Here is a 17969-nt window from a genome sequence, read left to right as displayed (position 1 = left end):
AAGCCTTACGCCGTGTCGCCACAACGTAAGGCTTGCGATCAAAGACCGCCATTATCCTTTTTAAGATTCCATGACACAACATCACTGGCCGCTGACGGTGGGGTAATGCGTGCCGCGGTTGGTGCTTCATTGCCAAAGAAGCGACCGGAGACAACGCGGTAGCCTTGGTCAATGAATAATTCGAACACAGATACATCAATGAACAAGCGGATTTCAACTGTTTTTCCAGCTGGAAAGCCGAACTGGCGCAAACTGCCGCCATTATTGCGATTCTCGCGCTGAATCATCCCCTGCCCGCTATCAGAGTCGAGATGAATCAGCAACTGATCATGGTCCCCATCAGGCAGATGAATCGTTGTCTTTTGACCTGCCGCAAGCGTGAAGGCTAGTTCAAAGGCGCCTTCCAAGTTGGTAACGGTCCACTCATCATCATGCTGCTGAATGACCGGTAGATCTTCCACCGCCGTCTCCCGCAGACTTTTGATAGCCGGGTGCGGATAGAGGCAAACGTGATCATCACGCAGCGTCAATTGGCGCACATAACTCAAGACCCCGGCCCAACCATCATCATCTGTTGGGTAGGTGGTATCTGGCAAGCCGAGCCATGAAATCGCCAAGGTGCCATCATCATCTGTATTCGCCAGACGAGTCGCATAAAAGTCAAAACCCTTGTCAATGTTTTGCAGCCGCTGGTGGGTTAAGTTACCAGTTGCCGGATCAAAACTATCAGCCACGAGGGCAATATTCGGATAGACATTTTCATATTCGAAAAAGTCCTGATCGAGACCTTGTGGACAGTATACTAAGACCACTTTGCCATTGATGAACGTGATGTTCGGGCACTCAACCATGTAGCCGCAAAATTCATCAGGAATACTTAGCGGTGCCACAAACCGCCAGCTCTTGTCGGTCTGCTTGGCATAAAGCAGAATGGCGCCGGTGTGATCTGGACGCTGGCCGCCAATCAGGACATAGGTCTGGCCTTCATAGTTAAACAAAAATGGATCGCGGAACTCCTGCGTGTAACCAGTAGGCGGTGTTAGGATTAATGGCTTCGGATCCTTGAACAACCGGCCATCAGCGCCGAGAACGGCCCCTAGCTGGGTGCTATGCCGATGCCACTGATCATCCCGCGCATTGCCGGTATACATCAAGCGCAACGTGCCGTGTGTCACCAACGCTGATCCTGTGTAAGCCCCATGCGAGTCATACTCGTTATCCGGCAATAGATCGCCTGGCACCCGGCGCCAGTTAAACAAATCCTTCGACACCGCATGCGCCCACGACTTCAGGCCATGGACCGGGCCAAACGGAAATTGTTGATAATAAAGGTGCCATTTGTTGTTGAAAAAGTTCAAGCTGCACGGGTCATTGATTAAACCAGTATCTGGTTGAACATGCGTCTTTGTCCGCCATTTACTCGCAGCAACCTGAGCCTTCAACTTCATAATATAATCAGGCGCCCAGGACGAATACGGCTGATACCGCGCCGCCGTACTCCAAGTTGCTTCTTTCATGAACTTACCACCTTGTTTGAAATGTTACCCCCATCATATATGAGTTAGGGGCAATGTCAATGAAGACAGAAAAACAGGTTTCTGAAATCTTGATGCAATCATTTTCGGGAGAGCTGGTTGACCACCGAAAGGACGGGGTGGCGCCGCAGTGATTCGGGATGGTGACCACGAAGCTAGCGTGGTGGGCACGGACTTTGAGCCAACGGGCAAATCCGGCACGCTGGCTCAAAACTCGGCCTTCTCCTAAAGCAGGCAACCCACCTGCTTTAGGAAAATCCCGCCACTGAGCCCATCGCCGCGGAACCAGTTCAGGCTAGCGGATAAATCGCTGCCCAAGATAGATCCTGAAAAGCGATCCGCAACAAACAAACTTGATGCAAAAAATCCGCAGCTTAGGCCGCGGATTTTTGATTGGCCGATCGGAGGGTGGCCGATCAGCGATTTTTTACTTTGGAGGAGTAAAAATGAAAAAGTTGGGTTGGGGAAGGAATGAGTGGGTGGCTCATTTCTATGTTGTTAATACTACAAGCGATGTGTGAAATTTTTGTGATGGTAAATGGGTCTTTATGTTAAGTCTGTTGATTAAAATCATCTGCTCACGACAGCGGTTTAGGTAGAAATTCTGCCCGATAATCATGGACATATTGCTCGAAGCTGATTGCTGGGCGCCCGAGCACATTTGGCAATGTTGTCGTAACCGTTTTGGCGTTACCTAACTGGGTGATCAAGTAAAGCATCACCATGACATTGACATAGTTCTTCGGTAGCCCGCGTTGCAGCATGACCTTGCGAAAACGCCACAAACTCGGCTTGCTATAGGTGATCGGCACACCGAGTTCCATCGTCATGATCTGGGCAGCATCGGCGTAGGTGAGCGCTTGGGCGCCGGTAATATCGAGCTTTTGGCCAATATATGCCGGATCGCGCAGGACAACCGCAGCAGTCGCGCCGATATCACGGGTATCAATGAAACTAGTGCGAGCATGCCCAGCAGGCACAAACAGATCGCGATGGCCGACGATATCAGCTTGGTGGGTGGTATTCAAATTTTGCATAAAGAAACTTGGACGAATGAAAGTATAAGGCAAACCAAGTTCAACAATCCGTTTTTCGATTTGATGATGCGGCGTCATTGGATTATGCGCCACCCCAAGTAGTGACACAAAAACAACTTGCTTCACATGTCGAGCCACCAAGGCATCGAGAAAAGGATACATATCCTCTTTGGGCTTAGCCAATTGTGGCGGCCGAACGAAGAAGACCTTGTCGATGTCAGCTAAGGCTTGCTCGAAAGTGGCAGGATCGAGAAAGTCAAACCGGCGTACTTGAACCTTCAGCCCGTTTAACGCCTGTTTGGCATGCTCCGAATTGTGCACACCAGCAAATAGGTGAACATCTGGATCATCTTGCAGGTCGCGGATCAGCGGTTGACCGATATTGCCAGTAGCACCAATCACTAATAGATTTGTCAATAACTTTCTCCTTATAAAGAAAAAGTGCCTGAACAGGCACTTTTTTAATCTTGATCACCGCTTAATTATCGCGGTTGACCCTATTCATACATATAAGCACGGGTTGCCGGCAGATCTTTTCCAGACGGCCCCTTGCTGATCAAATACTGCATCACGTCAATGTTGCCAGATTCAAAGCTGGCAGCGGCCGCCTGCAGATAAACATCCCACATCCGCGTAAATTCGTAGCCGAATTTTTGCTGAATCGGATTACGATGATTATTGAAGTTGGTATCCCAAATCTCAAGTGTGCGTTGATAATGACGCCGCAGTGGTTCAAGATCTGCAACTTGCATGCCAGCGTCGACAATGTGATTAAGGTTTTCCGCCATCCCGGGCACATAACCATCCGGGAAAATGTATTTGTTAATCCATGCGTTTACCGCGCCGCCTTGTTGTCGCGTGATGCCGTGAATCAATGCCACACCGTCATCTTTTAGCAACTTAGCGACATCTTTAAAGTAGCCTTCTAGATTTTCCTTGCCGACATGTTCAAACATGCCAACTGATGTGATGTAATCAAATGGCTCGCGATTCAGTTCGCGATAATCCATATACAGCACCTCAGCAACATCGGATAGATGTTCTGATTCAATCCGATCCGAAACCAGTTTAAACTGTTCCTTGCTCAGGGTGATGCCGACGACCTTCAAGTGATAGGTCTTAGCTGCGCGTAACATCAACGTACCCCAGCCGCAGCCAATATCCAGCAATGTCCGCCCCGGCTGTGGATTAAGTTTCCGCAAAATATGATCAATCTTATTTAATTGGGCGGTTTCTAGATCGTCACTCCAGTCCTCAAAGTAGGCACAGGAATAAGTTAAAGTCGGATCCAACCACAGTTTATAAAAATCATTGCCAAGATCGTAGTGAGAATGAATGTCTTCTTTTGACTTATGTTCGGTATGACTTTGCTTCGGGAGAAAGCGCATGAGTTTCTTGTTGCGCATAAAACTGCCCGCATTCGCATAAGCCGCCGCGATTAATTGTTGCAATGGCCGTGTGCCGCCAAGCACTTCAATGTCGCCACGCATATAAGCCTCACCCAGTGCCAACGATGCATTTTTCAGCAAATCACGGACCGGAATGGCCTTTTTCATTTTAATCGTGATCGTTGGCTCACCTGTACCATACGTTTCTTCCGTATGATCCCAGTAGTCCACGCGAACCGGAATATTGAAAGAGTGACTGAACATGGTATGATAAAACTTTTTTTCAAGCATGATGGCCTCCGTTTTGAGAAGTTACAAGAAGAATTATACGGCTTTTTAACCAAAGAAAAAACACCGCCGTGAAAATGGACGGTGTGTAGCCGTTTTCATTTAAAATTTTCGAAAACGCTGCTGTCGCTTGGCAATCAGTGCCTGCGGATCAGTAGCAACTAATTCTGCGAGCTTGGGCTTGATTGCTGCCTTCAACGTCGTCGCGAAAGTCGTACCGGTATCCGGAATAATGCGATCACAGACCGCTTTAGCCAATAAATCTTGCGGGGTCAGTTGCATGACCGCGGCCGCCTCTTTAGCACGGCTGGCATCCTTCCACAAAATAGCCGCAAAACCTTCTGGGGATAGAATGCTATACATGCTCTTGTCCGTCATCCAGACCTCATCCCCAAACGCCAAAGCCAAGGCACCGCCTGACCCGCCTTCACCGATCAAAATCGCAAGAATCGGCGTTGGGAGATCAGCACAGGTGTATAACAAATCAGCAATAGCGGCGCCTTGGCCATTGGCCTCCGCCTCTTTGCCAGGATATGCGCCGGGGGTGTTAATGAGCGTGACAATCGGTCGATGAAACTTGGCTGCCTGCTTCATTAACCGTAGCGCCTTACGATAACCCCAAGGCTCAGGACTGCCAAAATGCGTCTGCAATCGCTCCGTTAGGTCTTGCCCTTTATCCGTTGCAATCACGGTCACGGCTTGCTGATCAAGCCAGCCAATGCCGCCAATGACAGCCGGATCATCGTGACTTGAGCGATCACCGTGAAATTCATGAAAGTTTGTCACCAACCCGTTAATCAGTTCCCGCGTGCGATATGGTCGTGGTGCTCTGGCTGCTAGAACTGTCTCATACGCTAGCGTTTCTTTATCCGTCATGCTTGAAAGCCTCCCTTATTGCTGCAACTGTATGCCTGTCAATGTGTTTGTCAGACGGCTACGCGTGATATGAAGAACGCTAGGCAAATTGATCCAAGATGGCAATCAATCCGTCTAGCGTCGCGTCACCATGCCTCATCAAATGTCACTGCTCAGGCTGTATGCAACGCCAACAAATCCCCTAAATAACTAGGCTGATCCTGCCGCTGTACCACTGCATCAATAAAACCGCTTTGCAAAAGGGTTTCTGCTCGCTGAAAGTTTTGCGGCAGCTTTTGGTTAATCGTTTGTTCAATCACCCGCCGACCTGCAAAACCAATCAAACTGTGTGGTTCTGCCAACGTGATGTCGCCTTGCATCGCAAAACTCGCGGTTACGCCGCCCATCGTTGGATCGGTCAATACACTGATGAATAACAAGCCTGCATTGCTGTGCGCTTTAACTGCGGCACTTACTTTGGCCATTTGCATCAGCGAATGAATACCTTCCTGCATCCGCGCACCACCGCTAGCACAGAAAAGAACAACTGCTAAATTGGCGCTGGTTGCTTTTTCAAATAACCGAGTCAACCGTTCGCCAGTCACAGTGCCAAGTGAACCCATCATGAACTGTGGATCCATGATACCAAGCGCACAGTTTTGACCACCAATCGTCGCCTGACCTGTCCACACACTGTCTTTCAAACCAGTAGCAGCCTGGCCTGCTGCCAATTTCTCGGTATATCCCGGGAAATCCAGCGGGTCCGACGTCACCAGATCGGCATCCCATTCTTCTGTTGCTGTCGCGATAAGGGACAGTCGTTTTTTAGCAGTGATTCGAAAGCCGTAGTGGCAGTGCGGGCAAACTTGAGCATTGCCCAAACTCTCACGATAGCTGCCTTGCTTACAATACGGACATTGAATCCACAAGTTTTCGGGTAAGGCTGCCTCACGAGCAAGTGCTTCTTGGGTCAGTTGTGGTTGTGACATGCAGTATCCTTCCTTTCAAAACGCGTTCACCACCCCAGAAACCTGCACATAAGGACCTCAAGCCTAAATGGCCAAAGCCCAGCCATTTATTTAGGCTTGAGGCCACTTATGCTCCGGTTTCTAAACGGGCCTGCTCACGCTCTGCTTAAACGCGCTCTCCAGCCCAGAAACCTGCATGTAAGGACCTTGGTCGCAATGGCCCAAAACCGGCCATCACGCCCAAGGCCGCTTACACTCCGGTTTCTAACCGGGCTGGTTCGCGCTCTGCCATTTTGGTAAAAAGTCGCGATTGAGATAGGCGGTATCGGCTTTGCCGGCCAGAACAGTCGGTGCTTGGAATAAGGCCAGAGCAAAATCCCGGTTGGTTTTGACACCTTCCACATGCAATTCAATCAGTGCACGATGCATTTTCGCTAAGGCCTCGTCACGGGTTCGCCCATGGACAATGAGTTTAGCAATCATGGCATCATAATAGGGGCTGATCTTATCGCCAGGCGCAACGCCGGTGTCAACCCGCAGCCCCATGCCGCCGGTTGGAAAGCGCAGTTGTTCAAGGGTGCCAACGTCTGGTCGAAAATCATGATAAGGATCTTCCGCGTTTAACCGGCATTCGATCGCAACCCCTGATGGTTCAGGTGTCGTTAATGCCACTTCATCGCCAGCTGCAACTCGTAGTTGAGCTTGGACCAAATCAACACCGGTCACCATTTCTGTAATTGGATGCTCGACCTGAATACGCGTATTCATTTCCATGAAATAAAAATGATGCTGCTGATCCATCAAGAACTCAATGGTACCAGCATTGAGATAATCGACTCCTTCAGCAATGGTCGCAGCGAGGTGAAGTAACTTTCTGCGTTCAGGTGACGTCAAGACTGGACATGGACTTTCTTCGACCATCTTTTGACTGTGACGTTGCAAGCTGCAATCTCGTTCTGGGAAAACACTGGTATGCCCGTGCATGTCGCGTAAAACCTGAACTTCGACGTGTTTGGCAGGGACAATGACTTTTTCAAGATACATCGTCGGATCGCTAAACGCCGCTTGAGCCTCTGCTTGGGCCCCCGCGAATTCAGCTTTCAATGCAGCAGCATCCGTTAATTTGCGAATACCTTTGCCGCCTCCGCCTGCGCTGGCCTTGAGCATCAATGGATAACCGATGGCCTCCCCTGCTGCCAGCGCGGTTTCAACGTCCTGTAAAGGATGACTGCCTGGAATCACGGGTACGCCTAAGTCAATCATTGTTTGTCGAGCAACGGCTTTGTCGCCCATTTGATCAATGGCAGTCGGTTTTGGCCCGATAAAGGCCAATCCGGCATCGGTTACGAGTTTCGCAAACTCGGCATTTTCCGATAAGAAGCCGAACCCGGGGTGCACTGCCTCGGCACCGCTCAAAATAGCGGCACTGACAACATTGCGCATATTCAGATAAGAGTCGGCCGCCCGCGGTCCGCCAATACAGATGGCTTCATCTGCAAGGGTGACATGCAGGCTGTGACGATCAGCGTTTGAGAACACCGCCACAGAGGTGATGCCCATTTCGCGCAAGGTCTGGATAATCCGGACCGCAATTTCGCCACGGTTGGCAACGAGTACTTTTTTGAACAAAGTTCCACTTCCTCACACAAATCTGGTTTCAATGGCAGTTTCAGCCAATAGCAAAAACTAAATCCGCACTGCTGGCCATGTTTTCGCCAACATAAATTTTGCCTTTGCCCAAACCTGCATTGTCAATCAGTTTCTCCAAGGTCACTTCAATCCGCAGCACGTCGCCTGGACGCACCATGTGGCGGAACTTGGCCTTCTTAATGCCGCCAAGGTAGGCTGTCTTTCCTTTGAAGTCCGGCATCGAAAGCAATGCAATCGCGCCAGCCTGCGCCATGGCTTCAATCTGCAACACACCAGGGAAAATTGGATTACCAGGAAAGTGTCCCTGAAAAATCTGTTCGTTAATTGAAACATTCTTTTGTGCCACTACGGATTCACCGGGTTTAAGATCCAAGACCCGGTCGACCATTAACATCGGATAGCGATGCGGCAAAATGGCCTGAATTTCTTGTGCTTCAAGTGTTTTCTTGGTTTCGAGCATAATGCCCTCCTTTTAAACGCGCTCTCCAGCCTAGAAACCTACGTATAAGAGCCCTGAACGCAATGCCATCAGGTTCAGGCCCGCGTACACACCGATTTCTAAACGCTCCTACTCACGCTCTGTCTTCTTCAATTGTGACTAATGCCTGATCATATTCAACGAGGCTTTCATTGTCGACGTTAATCGCCTTGAGTGTGCCGCTGACGGTGCTTTTGATTTCGTTCATCATTTTCATCGACTCAATGATGCAGACCACATCGCCTTTGTTAACGTGCGCGCCGACTTCAAAGTACGGATCAGCGTCAGGTTTAGGGGAAAGATAGACAATACCGACCAATGGCGCCTTAATCGCGGTGCCAGCTTCTGGTTCAGCTGGCACCGCCGTTTCCGGCGTTACCGGTTGACTAGGCACTGTTGCCTGAGTATTAACAATTGGCGCCGGAGCCGCACTTGCTTTGACCAGATGTAAAGAATCGTTGCCAAGCGTCAGCTCTAATTCATGCAAAGAACTTTGCTCCAACTGTTTGATCAGGACTTCAATCATTTCGGTGTCCATGATGCTCACCACCTTTTGAAGGCCAAGACCGCATTATGCCCGCCGAAACCAAAGGAATTGCTGAGTGCATAGTCAACTTCGACATCGCGATTAGCGGCATCCACCAAGGTGACTGGGCATTCAGGATCTTGCTCATCATCACCGACATTGATCGGCAATTTACCTTCGTGCAACGCACTAATCGTCATGATCGCTTCAATCGCACCAGCCGCACCCAGTAAATGACCAGTCAAAGCCTTGGTGGAACTCACCAAAACATCGTCCCCGAAAAGATCGTGGATCGCCTTGCTTTCCATGGCATCATTAGCCTTGGTCGCCGTGCCATGTGCATTGATATAGCCGACATCACTTGGCGCAATCCCAGCTTCTTCAATCGCCAGTTCCATTGCCCGTGCCGCTTGATGGCCGCTTGGATCAGGCGCCGTCATATGGTAAGCATCGCTCGTAGCACCATAACCAACAACTTCGCCTAAAATGTTGGCACCGCGTTGTTGCGCATGTTCGAGGCTTTCCAAGATAATCGCACCGCCACCTTCGCCGAGGACAAAACCGCTGCGATCAGCCGCAAATGGCAAACTTGCTTTGGCCGGATCGGCAGCCTTGGATAAGGCAGACAGGGCTGCAAAACCAGCAATACCGATTTCGTTAACAGAAGCCTCGGCACCACCTGTAATCACAACATCGGCTTTACCACTTTGAATCCGCATGGCTGCTTCGCCAATGGCATTCGTGGCTGAAGCACACGCAGTCACAACGACATAGCTCGGTCCGTGCGCGCCAAAGTACTGAGAAATTGTCCCGGCGACCATGTTGCTAATCGCTTCAGGCACAAACAGTGGACTTACTCGATCAGGGCCTTTGGCATTCATTTTTGTGACTTGTTCCTGAATGGTTGTCAAGCCACCAATACCTGAGCCAAAAATGACAGCCATTCGTTCAGAATCAACATCATCTTTAGTTAAACCTGACTGTTCATATGCCTCGATTGCACTGTAAAGGCCATATTGCGTGAAAAGATCCAGCCGTTTGCTCAGCCGTTTTTCCATTCGCACTTCAGGTTTAAAACCTTCGACCTCACCAGCGACTGTGATCCCGGTCTTCTCGGCATCAAACTTAGTGATTGGCCGAATACCAATCTTGCCAGCATCCATCGTTGCCACTGTTTCGGCAACTGAATGACCCAGCGGATTCACAGTACCCATTCCGGTTACGACTACTCGTTGCAATGTCATTCCTCCGTTCATGTACTTAGCCTAATCCACCAGCAACAGTTAATGTTTGCCCGGTTATGTAGGCATTTTCGACCAGAAAACGGGCCGCATGCGCAATTTCCTCAGGTTGACCGAATCGCTTTAACGGAATCTCCGCCAAAATCTGATCCTGACTAGCCTGACTCAGCGCTGCGGTCATATCGGTAGCAATCATGCCAGGTGCGATCGCATTGACTCGCACGCCACGCATGGCACCTTCTCGTGCTAATGTTTTGGTCAGACCAATGATGCCCGCTTTACTAGCTGCATAATTGGCTTGACCGATGTTCCCGGTCAACCCCACTACACTGGCAAGATTGATAATGACACCAGTGCGTGCCTTCAGCATTTTTTTGAATACTGGCTGACTCACATAGAAAGTCCCATCTAAGTTGACGCTGACAACCCGGGCAAAATCTTCCGGTTTCATCCGCATGGCCAACATGTCACTGGTGATTCCCGCATTGTTGACTAAAATATCGGCACTGCCAAACTTGTCCAGAGCGGTTGCCACCAGCTGCTGACCGGTTGCTGGATCGTCAACACTGCCAAGGACAGTGACGACGCCATGACCAAAGGCTTCAAGCTCTTTGATCAACTCAGTGGGAAATTCGTGGCGAGCGTTTAAAACAAGATTTGCGCCCGCTTCAGCAAAGTTTCGGGCGATCGCTTCGCCGATGCCTCGTGAAGCACCAGTGATGATCGCGGTTTTATCAGTTAATTTCAATCTGCCTTCACTCCGTTATTCAAGTCAATGACTGCATTAAGGCTCGCTGCGTTACTGATCAAGTATGTGGTCATACCGCGATCAATGCGCTTAATCATTTTGCTAAGCACTGGTTTTGGTCCCAGTTCAATGACCGTGTCAATACCAGCAGCCTTCAGTTGCCGCACCACATCAGCAAACTTAGTCGGTTCAGCCACCTGGGCCGCCAAAATTGACCGCATGTTTTCAGCCGAGAAGGGCTCAAGAGCCGTGGTACTGATGACCGGTGTAGCAGGATCAAAGACATGTACTTGGTCAAGGGCAGCACGCAATGGTGGCTGCGCATCAGCCATTAACGGACTATGAAATCCGCCAGCAACTTTCAGTGGCACAGTGCGAACGCCTTGATCTGACAACCACGCTTCAACCTGCGCCAAGCCAGCCTTGCTGCCGGCCAGTACGGTCTGTTTAGGGCCATTGTAATTGGCTGGCCAAACATCAGGCGCTTGTTGACAGGCAGCCACAATCACAGCAGTATCGCCAGTCATGACGGCTAACATGCTGCCTGGATGGGCCTGACAAGCAGCGGCCATCGCCTTGCCGCGGGCAGCAACCAGCTTCAACCCATCTTCCAAACTGATCCCGCCGCCAGCAATCAAGGCACTGTATTCTCCTAGACTTAAGCCAGCAAGTGCGGTTTCATCGGGCAATGCCGCGGCTGCTACTTCATGCGTGGCCACGCTGTACGCAACTAAAGCCGGTTGCAAAGCATCCGGATGAGCAGCAAAATCGCCAGTCGCCAAAAACTGCGGCAGATCGAAGTCCAAAACTGCATCAGCACGGTCAATAATCTCTTTGAATATCAAAGTATTCTGGTAAAAATCAATCCCCATTCCGGGGACCTCGGCACCTTGGCCATTAAACACATATGCAAAACGCAAGCAAGTACCTCCTCGTTTCAATGCGGACGTTTGCCGTTAAGCCTGTGCCCGCACATCGACTTGACCTGTCAATAAGGCCGCCATTTTTGAGCCAGCCAAAATTTCTTTGGCCTGACGCATCACGTCCTCAACAATGTCTTCGCTGCTTTCTTCACGCTTAACTAAGCCGGCAATCTCACCAGCCATGAAGGAACCATGTTCACGATCGCCTTCAAGGACGGCTTTACGCAAACTGCCATTACCAAGTTCTTCAACTGCCGAAAAATCGGTCGTGTCAGAAAGGGCAATTTTCTTTTCAAGTTTCAGGAAATTCCGGCTCATTGGGTTCTTCAAAACGCGGGCAGCATGACCGACATACAGGCCGGTTACCAGCGTATCAACGTCCTTGGCTTTAATGACGGCGTCCTTGTAGTTCTGGTGGATTCGGCTAGACGTTGACGTCAGAAAACGCGTCCCCATCTGAACACCGATGGCTCCCAAACTCAAGGCAGCCGCCACACCACGACCGTCAGCAATACCGCCAGCTGCAACGACGGGAATATCAACCGCATCGACAACTTGTGGCACTAGGGCCATCGTGGTAATGCTACCAATATGACCGCCAGATTCCATGCCTTCAGCGATAACGCCGTCGACACCGTCTTTTGCCATCCGTTTTGCCATGGCGACAGACGGTACAACCGGCATCACAATCGTGCCATTTTGCTGCAACCGTTCTAAGTAGCGGCTTGGATCACCGGCACCAGTCGTCACAAGCGCAACCTTAGCGTCAACGATCACGTCAATGACTTGTTCGACAAATGGTGAAAGTAGCATGACATTCACACCAAATGCCTTGTCAGTCAGTGACTTGGCAATATCAATTTGCTCTTTGACCCAAGAAGCTGGGGCATGACCAGAACCAATGATGCCCAAGCCGCCAGCTTCAGAAACTGATGCGGCGAGCTTGCCGTCAGCGACCCACGCCATGCCGCCTTGAAAAAGCGGATATTTAACGCCCAAGCGTTCCATTAATGGACTCATTGGCCCACTCCCTTCAAGTTGTCTTAAGCTTCAGCCTTTTCGGTGATGAAGTTAACAAGATCAGCCACCGTTTCAATGCTTTCATCGGTATCAATCTTAACGTCGAATTCGTCTTCGATTTCGTTGATGATTTCGAAAATGTCCAAACTGTCGGCATCCAAATCGTTCTTAAAGTTGGTTGTCAGTTGAACTTCTTCCGGCTTCTTATCCAATTGGTCAGCGATAATGTTTTGTACCTTAGGCAATACTTCTTCGTTTGTCATGTTTAATGTTCTCCTTTAAAGTTAACTATTTTGTAAGCGCCAGCAGAAGCGGACCCATAAGCGGGCTTCTGCGACTGCGAGCGCATCAGACTCAAACATACTGTTAATAAGTGACGATCAACGAGCCAACGGATAAACCGCCGCCAAAACCGCTGAGTACCAGCCGCTGACCGCGTTGTAAGCGACCGTCTTCAGCTAATTGTGCCAACAAGATCGGCACACTGGCTGCACTGGTGTTGCCATGCTCATCAATATTGATTGGGAACTTGGCAGGATCTGCTTTCAGCTTTTTGGTGACTGATTGCACAATTCTGGCATTGGCTTGGTGTAAGAGATACCAATCAACGTCATCAACCGCAACGGCTGCCTGTGTCAGTGCCCGATTGATTGAGCGTGGCACTTCGGAAATGGCGAATTGATAAACCGCTCGCCCATTCATTTTGAAAAATGGGGACGGCTTAGCTGAGGGTGCTTCGGCAAACGGACTGTGATTCGTCTGTTCACCAGCAACCAAAGCCATCTCAGTATCGCCGAAACTTTTAAGATCCACGGCCTGAACCGGGAAACCTTGATCATTGATCAAAACCCCGCCAGCACCATCAGCAAACAATACGGCCGTTCGCCGATCATGCCAATCGACAAGCCGAGAAAGTACCTCGCTGCCGATCACAATTCCTTGATGAACCGTTGGACTCGTCATCAGGCGATCCGCAACATGTAATGCATATTCAAAGCCGGCACAGGCAACATTGATGTTAAAAGCAAAGGCATGGTCTGCCTGCAAGGCCGCCTGCAACCGATTAGCCTCAGCCGGCGTCGCATAATCCGGACTCATGGTTGCCACAATAATAAAATCAAGTTGGTCAGCCGCGACCTGCGCTTTGGCCAATAACTGCTGAGCAACATCGTAAGCTAAATCAAAATTTTTTTGATTGGTGACGACATGGCGCGCTTTAATCCCGGTGCGTTCCTTGATCCAATCATCGGACGTATCCATGTACTGGCGCAATTGATCATTCTCAATCCGCGTGGCAGGTACCGAATAGGCACTGGCCAGAATCTCCAAAGCGGGTCCTTCTTTCTAATGACGATATTCGTCAATAAATTCATTCAGATTATCCAGTGCCCGCTCGATCAATTCGATCTGTGGCTCGGTAAATCCTTTGACGAAACTCGCAACCATTTTTTGATGAAAGGCAAGATGGGCACGATACATCAAGCGACCTTTGCGACTGAGCCGTAAATTCACAACGCGTTTATCCGACTCAAGATGCAACCGCTCGACATAACCTTTACGCGCTAAATTGTTGATGGCAACGCTCAAAGTGCCTTGGGTGACATGCAGTCGTTTAGCAACATCGCTTGAACTCGGTGTCGCATGAATGCCGATCGCATCGATCGTATGCATTTCCTTGATGCCTAAATCGCGGAACTGACTTTTACGCAGTTCTTCTTCTTCCATTCGTAAAATATCGGTATAAACTCTGATCAATTTATCATTGATCCGCTTGACGCTTGGCTTTTGGGACATAGGTGTGCCTCCATTGACAACTGATTTGATATTCAAAGTATCAGTTGAAAAAAATAGCCTGTCAAGTGAACTAAGCATTGGCTTCTACCACGAAATGCAATTCTGCGTGGCAAACCAATTCATCTCCGATACTGGCAGTCGTCGCAACGACCCCCATATTCTCTCGAACCTTAACCATTTTGATCGCCAGTGTTAGTACACTGCCGGTTGGAACTTGTGCTGAAAAATCAGCTTTACTGATACTGCCTAGATAAGCTGTTTTGCCAGCAAACTTTGGCGATTTTAAAATCAAAATGGATGCCGCTTGCGCTAGTGTTTCAATAATCAGTGTTGGCGGCATCGTTAGTTCATCTGGTAGATAGCCGACCAAATGATCCTCCGCAACACTGACATACTTCTCAGCCACCAGCGATTCATCAGGCACTAACTCACTCACATGATCGATATAAAACAATGGATATCGATTCGGAATTAATGCCTGAATGGTTGAGGTATTTAAAGTTGTCATAGCTTCGCCTCCTCTTTTCAAACGCGATTGCCGGCCTAAACGTTGCCGGCTCACGCTTTCTTTTTAAACACGGTCGCCAGCCCGGAAAAACCGGGCCAGCTTTTTTCAAAACGCGTTCGCTGACCCAGAAATCTACGTGTAAGGACCCTGCACGCAATGGCCAAAGTGCGGCCATCACGTTCAGGCCCACTTACACTCCGATTTCTAACCGGGCCAGCTCACGCTCTCAACTAAACTAGTTGAATGTTCAAAGCATATGCAGAACTGCTTTGATTGTCAAACCTTTTTTGCGTTTATTATCTTTTGAGAATATTGATGTATCAGAATGAATACGGTCTCAGATAATATGGTTAAGGGGTTTAAGGGTTACCGAAAAAAGCCTAACTATGCAAAAAAAAATCTCGACTTTTTTCTGGTTTTCGTTGTCAAAAATGGCAAAATAAAAAAACTAAAGTTGAGAATACACAATAGCTTTTTTACAAAATTCGGTTGAACTTACCACTCATTAGCCGATGTTTGGGACACGGCAGCACGTAAATGGTTTTCTTTTAGCCGAAGTCGGACAATGGTGCCAACTTTTTTGGGATCGTCAATCCACGGTTCATGTCCTGCCCCATTCACGGTTAACAGTTCACCATGTTGCACGACAGCGGCGATTTCTTGACCGAGTTCAGGATTCGCAAAGGTATCATTCGTTCCCCAGATTAACGTCATTGGAACAGACAGCTCGCGCAATTGCGACTCTTTCAATGCATTGTGGTACTTTTCTTGATTCATCGTCCGTAATAAGGACAAGGTTGCCAGCTGATAGTTCGGCAAATGATCAAATGCATAAACACAGTCCGCAAAGCTTTGCGGCAAAGCACTGACGGCAGCCGGATCAGTCCCCATGCGATGCAGCGGTCCCCAAGCGCGTTTGGCTGATTTAGGGATTTGACGTTTCATGAACCATTTACCAAGACCTGGCATCATCGCCATTTTGAGCAATGTCGGTGTTTTGGTCATAAGCATTCGGCCGGGATTACCCAGTAAAATGAGCTGCTGAACCCGATCTGGATAGGCCAGCGCAAACCAAGTCGCCCAATGCGCACCCATCGAATGAGCAATGATCGGTGCTGATTTGAGATCAAGCTTATCCATGATCTGGCTGAACAAGTCCACGGCAAAATTGTGAACATCTACTTGCTCATGATCAAATCCATCGCTCAAACCGCCACCTGGGCGCGCCATGACAAAAACATGATAGCCGACTAGTTGCGGCAACAACGGCGCTAGCGCATATGGATCACCAGTATTGCCGGGCACAACCAACACGGGGTCGCCATGACCAAACTCTAAGACCCGAACCCGCAAATCATCAGGCGCAATTTTAAACCAGCGCGTCTTAGGCTTTAAGTGAAAGTCAGCCCAGAGTTGATTTTCAGCGTTTCGTGCCGCCTGAAAAGCAACAGAATCATGTTCAAGAATTGGTTGCGTCAAAAAAGAACCCCCTTTAAAAGTGGCACAACAATGTCAGGTATAGACTCGTTACCGCTAACACTTTTATGCCAGCCCATCTGTCATGGATGCTTGATAAATCGTTTCGACATCTTCTACCGACAACGGCACATAGGCGCGCGTTTCAAGACTAGCATTGGCAACAGCAGCAGTCGCCATGGCATCAAAATGCTGAGTATCCTTGATCCCAACTTCAGGCAAGGTCATTGGGAACCCTAAGCGACTAATCCAGTCAAAAGTCGCGTCAATAGCCGCTTGCGCCACGGCATAGGATTCATCACCTTCAAGATCCCAGACATGGCGACCAAATTGTGCCAACATTTCTGCTGTCGTTGCGTCCTTGGTCAGAATAAACGACATCCAACGCGGTGTTAAAATGCCAAGGCCGACACCATGGGTAATGTCATAATAAGCTGATAGTTCATGTTCAAGGCTATGCACTGTCCAGCCATTTTCGTTAGCAACACTCACGATACCGTTTAGCGCCATCGTTGCGCTCCACATTAAGTTGGCGCGGGCATCATAGTTATCAGGTTGTTTCAACGCAATGGGCGCCCACTTAATAACTGTACGCATCAAGCCTTCAATCATGCCTTTGCTGGCGTCATTATTTTTTGAACGATCAAAATATTGTTCAAGCAAATGACTAAGAATATCCATTGATCCCGCCGCCGTTTGTCTGGCTGGCACAGTAAAGGTCAGTGACGGATCCAAAAATGAAACCGCTGGTGTGTTTGGCCCGACTGTGCCGAGCTTTTCATGAGTGACAGGATTTGAAATCACGGAGCCGCTGTTCATCTCACTGCCTGTCGCTGCTAATGTCAGAATATCGACGACTGGCAATTGCTGCAATTTCCGGCGAGTTACGCCACGATCTTTGACAAGATCCCATGGGTCGCCTTCGTAAAACTTGGCGCTGGCAATGACCTTTGCAGCATCAATCACGGAGCCGCCACCAACTGCCAAAACAACATCAATATCCTGATCCTTCGCCAGCTTTTGGCCAGCACGGATAGAATCGATCTTCGGGTTCGGCTCAATGCCCGGCAATTCGGTTAACTGCAAATCAGCGAGCAGTCCAGTCACGGTATCGTATAAGCCTGACTTTTTGATGGAATGGCCACCATAAACGAACAAAACACGCGAACCAAATTGACTCACCGCGTCGTGCAGCTCAACATCTAATCGGCCTGTACCAAAACGAATATCGGTTTTATTCTGAAATCGAAAATTCTTCAAAGTTATCGCTCCTTTTTTGAGTGTGAACCTGATCGTTTCTTATTACTTTAATTGTAACGGTTTTAAGGGTAAAAGAAACGCGAATAGTGACAAATTCTCGGATCTCGTTCAGTTGACGGGTATCGATGAATCCAGCTGGTAACGTGGTGACTCGCTACTTTCTCCCAAACTGGTAAGGAATGAACGCCGGCATGTTCCTCAGCACACAAAAAAGGGTCTACACTTTCTGGTGTTGAGAAATAATCAACACTGAACGTGTAGGCCCTTTTTGGAC

Annotated in this window: 18 protein-coding genes; all 18 read right to left on the bottom strand. The window is 49.1% G+C overall.

What is annotated here, in order from left to right; genetic code table 11:
• Positions 1-38: 38 nt before the first annotated feature.
• Positions 39-1517, bottom strand: a complete 1479-nt coding sequence (locus tag ACWPAB_RS11075) for a sucrose-6-phosphate hydrolase (protein WP_003580330.1) — start codon at positions 1515-1517, stop codon at positions 39-41.
• 596 nt (positions 1518-2113) lie between these two features.
• Positions 2114-2989, bottom strand: a complete 876-nt coding sequence (locus ACWPAB_RS11070) for an SDR family oxidoreductase (RefSeq protein ID WP_003566762.1) — start codon at positions 2987-2989, stop codon at positions 2114-2116.
• 80 nt (positions 2990-3069) lie between these two features.
• Positions 3070-4251, bottom strand: coding sequence for an SAM-dependent methyltransferase (locus tag ACWPAB_RS11065; RefSeq protein ID WP_003580332.1), 1182 nt, complete (start codon positions 4249-4251; stop codon positions 3070-3072).
• A gap of 99 nt (positions 4252-4350) precedes the next feature.
• Positions 4351-5124 carry an acetyl-CoA carboxylase carboxyltransferase subunit alpha gene (gene accA, locus ACWPAB_RS11060; protein WP_003580334.1) on the bottom strand — a complete coding sequence of 258 codons (774 nt, stop codon included), beginning with the start codon at positions 5122-5124 and terminating at the stop codon, positions 4351-4353.
• Between the two features lie 152 nt (positions 5125-5276).
• Positions 5277-6092 (bottom strand): acetyl-CoA carboxylase, carboxyltransferase subunit beta, encoded by an 816-nt coding sequence (accD, locus tag ACWPAB_RS11055; protein WP_003580336.1) that lies wholly within the window; start codon positions 6090-6092, stop codon positions 5277-5279.
• Positions 6093-6335: 243 nt separating this feature from the next.
• Positions 6336-7700, bottom strand: coding sequence for an acetyl-CoA carboxylase biotin carboxylase subunit (locus ACWPAB_RS11050; RefSeq protein ID WP_003585370.1), 1365 nt, complete (start codon positions 7698-7700; stop codon positions 6336-6338).
• A 40-nt stretch (positions 7701-7740) separates the two neighbouring features.
• Positions 7741-8181, bottom strand: a complete 441-nt coding sequence (gene fabZ, locus ACWPAB_RS11045) for a 3-hydroxyacyl-ACP dehydratase FabZ (protein ID WP_003571030.1) — start codon at positions 8179-8181, stop codon at positions 7741-7743.
• 112 nt (positions 8182-8293) lie between these two features.
• Positions 8294-8737, bottom strand: a complete 444-nt coding sequence (accB, locus tag ACWPAB_RS11040; protein WP_003580339.1) for an acetyl-CoA carboxylase biotin carboxyl carrier protein — start codon at positions 8735-8737, stop codon at positions 8294-8296.
• Between the two features lie 5 nt (positions 8738-8742).
• Positions 8743-9963, bottom strand: a complete 1221-nt coding sequence (fabF, locus tag ACWPAB_RS11035; RefSeq protein WP_003580341.1) for a beta-ketoacyl-ACP synthase II — start codon at positions 9961-9963, stop codon at positions 8743-8745.
• A gap of 22 nt (positions 9964-9985) precedes the next feature.
• Entirely contained in the window at positions 9986-10714 is a 729-nt protein-coding gene (fabG, locus tag ACWPAB_RS11030; RefSeq protein ID WP_003580342.1) for a 3-oxoacyl-ACP reductase FabG, read from the bottom strand.
• Complete coding sequence (locus ACWPAB_RS11025; RefSeq protein ID WP_016382226.1) at positions 10711-11634, bottom strand: ACP S-malonyltransferase; 924 nt, start codon at positions 11632-11634, stop codon at positions 10711-10713. The genes fabG and ACWPAB_RS11025 overlap by 4 nt, the downstream gene beginning before the upstream one ends.
• Before the next feature lie 36 nt (positions 11635-11670).
• The gene (locus ACWPAB_RS11020) at positions 11671-12657 is read right to left on the bottom strand and encodes a nitronate monooxygenase (RefSeq protein WP_016382227.1); all 987 of its coding nucleotides are present in this window, start codon (positions 12655-12657) and stop codon (positions 11671-11673) included.
• A 23-nt stretch (positions 12658-12680) separates the two neighbouring features.
• Positions 12681-12920 carry an acyl carrier protein gene (locus tag ACWPAB_RS11015; RefSeq protein ID WP_003566774.1) on the bottom strand — a complete coding sequence of 80 codons (240 nt, stop codon included), beginning with the start codon at positions 12918-12920 and terminating at the stop codon, positions 12681-12683.
• A 103-nt stretch (positions 12921-13023) separates the two neighbouring features.
• Positions 13024-13986, bottom strand: coding sequence for a beta-ketoacyl-ACP synthase III (locus tag ACWPAB_RS11010; protein WP_003580349.1), 963 nt, complete (start codon positions 13984-13986; stop codon positions 13024-13026).
• A 15-nt stretch (positions 13987-14001) separates the two neighbouring features.
• Positions 14002-14451, bottom strand: coding sequence for a MarR family winged helix-turn-helix transcriptional regulator (locus ACWPAB_RS11005; RefSeq protein ID WP_003566777.1), 450 nt, complete (start codon positions 14449-14451; stop codon positions 14002-14004).
• 70 nt (positions 14452-14521) lie between these two features.
• Positions 14522-14959, bottom strand: coding sequence for a 3-hydroxyacyl-ACP dehydratase FabZ family protein (locus ACWPAB_RS11000; protein ID WP_003566778.1), 438 nt, complete (start codon positions 14957-14959; stop codon positions 14522-14524).
• Positions 14960-15454: 495 nt separating this feature from the next.
• A complete protein-coding gene (locus ACWPAB_RS10995; RefSeq protein WP_003571042.1) occupies positions 15455-16438 on the bottom strand; it encodes an alpha/beta fold hydrolase in 984 nt (327 codons plus the stop codon).
• Positions 16439-16501: 63 nt separating this feature from the next.
• Positions 16502-17695, bottom strand: a complete 1194-nt coding sequence (locus ACWPAB_RS10990) for an iron-containing alcohol dehydrogenase (protein ID WP_003575944.1) — start codon at positions 17693-17695, stop codon at positions 16502-16504.
• Between the last annotated feature and the right edge of the window lie 274 nt (positions 17696-17969).

The organism is Lacticaseibacillus sp. 30 (assembly GCF_053819265.1).
Note: the sequence above shows the minus strand (reverse complement) of the source record. Positions and strands in the feature narration are given on the sequence as shown.

Bases quoted from the DNA above. Each gene is read 5' to 3' on its own strand.
- ACWPAB_RS11075 (WP_003580330.1), bottom strand. From the start codon at position 1,517: ATGAAAGAAGCAACTTGGAGTACGGCGGCGCGGTATCAGCCGTATTCG.
- ACWPAB_RS11065 (WP_003580332.1), bottom strand. From the start codon at position 4,251: ATGCTTGAAAAAAAGTTTTATCATACCATGTTCAGTCACTCTTTCAAT.
- accA (WP_003580334.1), bottom strand. From the start codon at position 5,124: ATGACGGATAAAGAAACGCTAGCGTATGAGACAGTTCTAGCAGCCAGA.
- accD (WP_003580336.1), bottom strand. From the start codon at position 6,092: ATGTCACAACCACAACTGACCCAAGAAGCACTTGCTCGTGAGGCAGCC.
- fabZ (WP_003571030.1), bottom strand. From the start codon at position 8,181: ATGCTCGAAACCAAGAAAACACTTGAAGCACAAGAAATTCAGGCCATT.
- accB (WP_003580339.1), bottom strand. From the start codon at position 8,737: ATGGACACCGAAATGATTGAAGTCCTGATCAAACAGTTGGAGCAAAGT.
- ACWPAB_RS11020 (WP_016382227.1), bottom strand. From the start codon at position 12,657: ATGAGTCCATTAATGGAACGCTTGGGCGTTAAATATCCGCTTTTTCAA.
- ACWPAB_RS11015 (WP_003566774.1), bottom strand. From the start codon at position 12,920: ATGACAAACGAAGAAGTATTGCCTAAGGTACAAAACATTATCGCTGAC.
- ACWPAB_RS11005 (WP_003566777.1), bottom strand. From the start codon at position 14,451: ATGTCCCAAAAGCCAAGCGTCAAGCGGATCAATGATAAATTGATCAGA.
- ACWPAB_RS11000 (WP_003566778.1), bottom strand. From the start codon at position 14,959: ATGACAACTTTAAATACCTCAACCATTCAGGCATTAATTCCGAATCGA.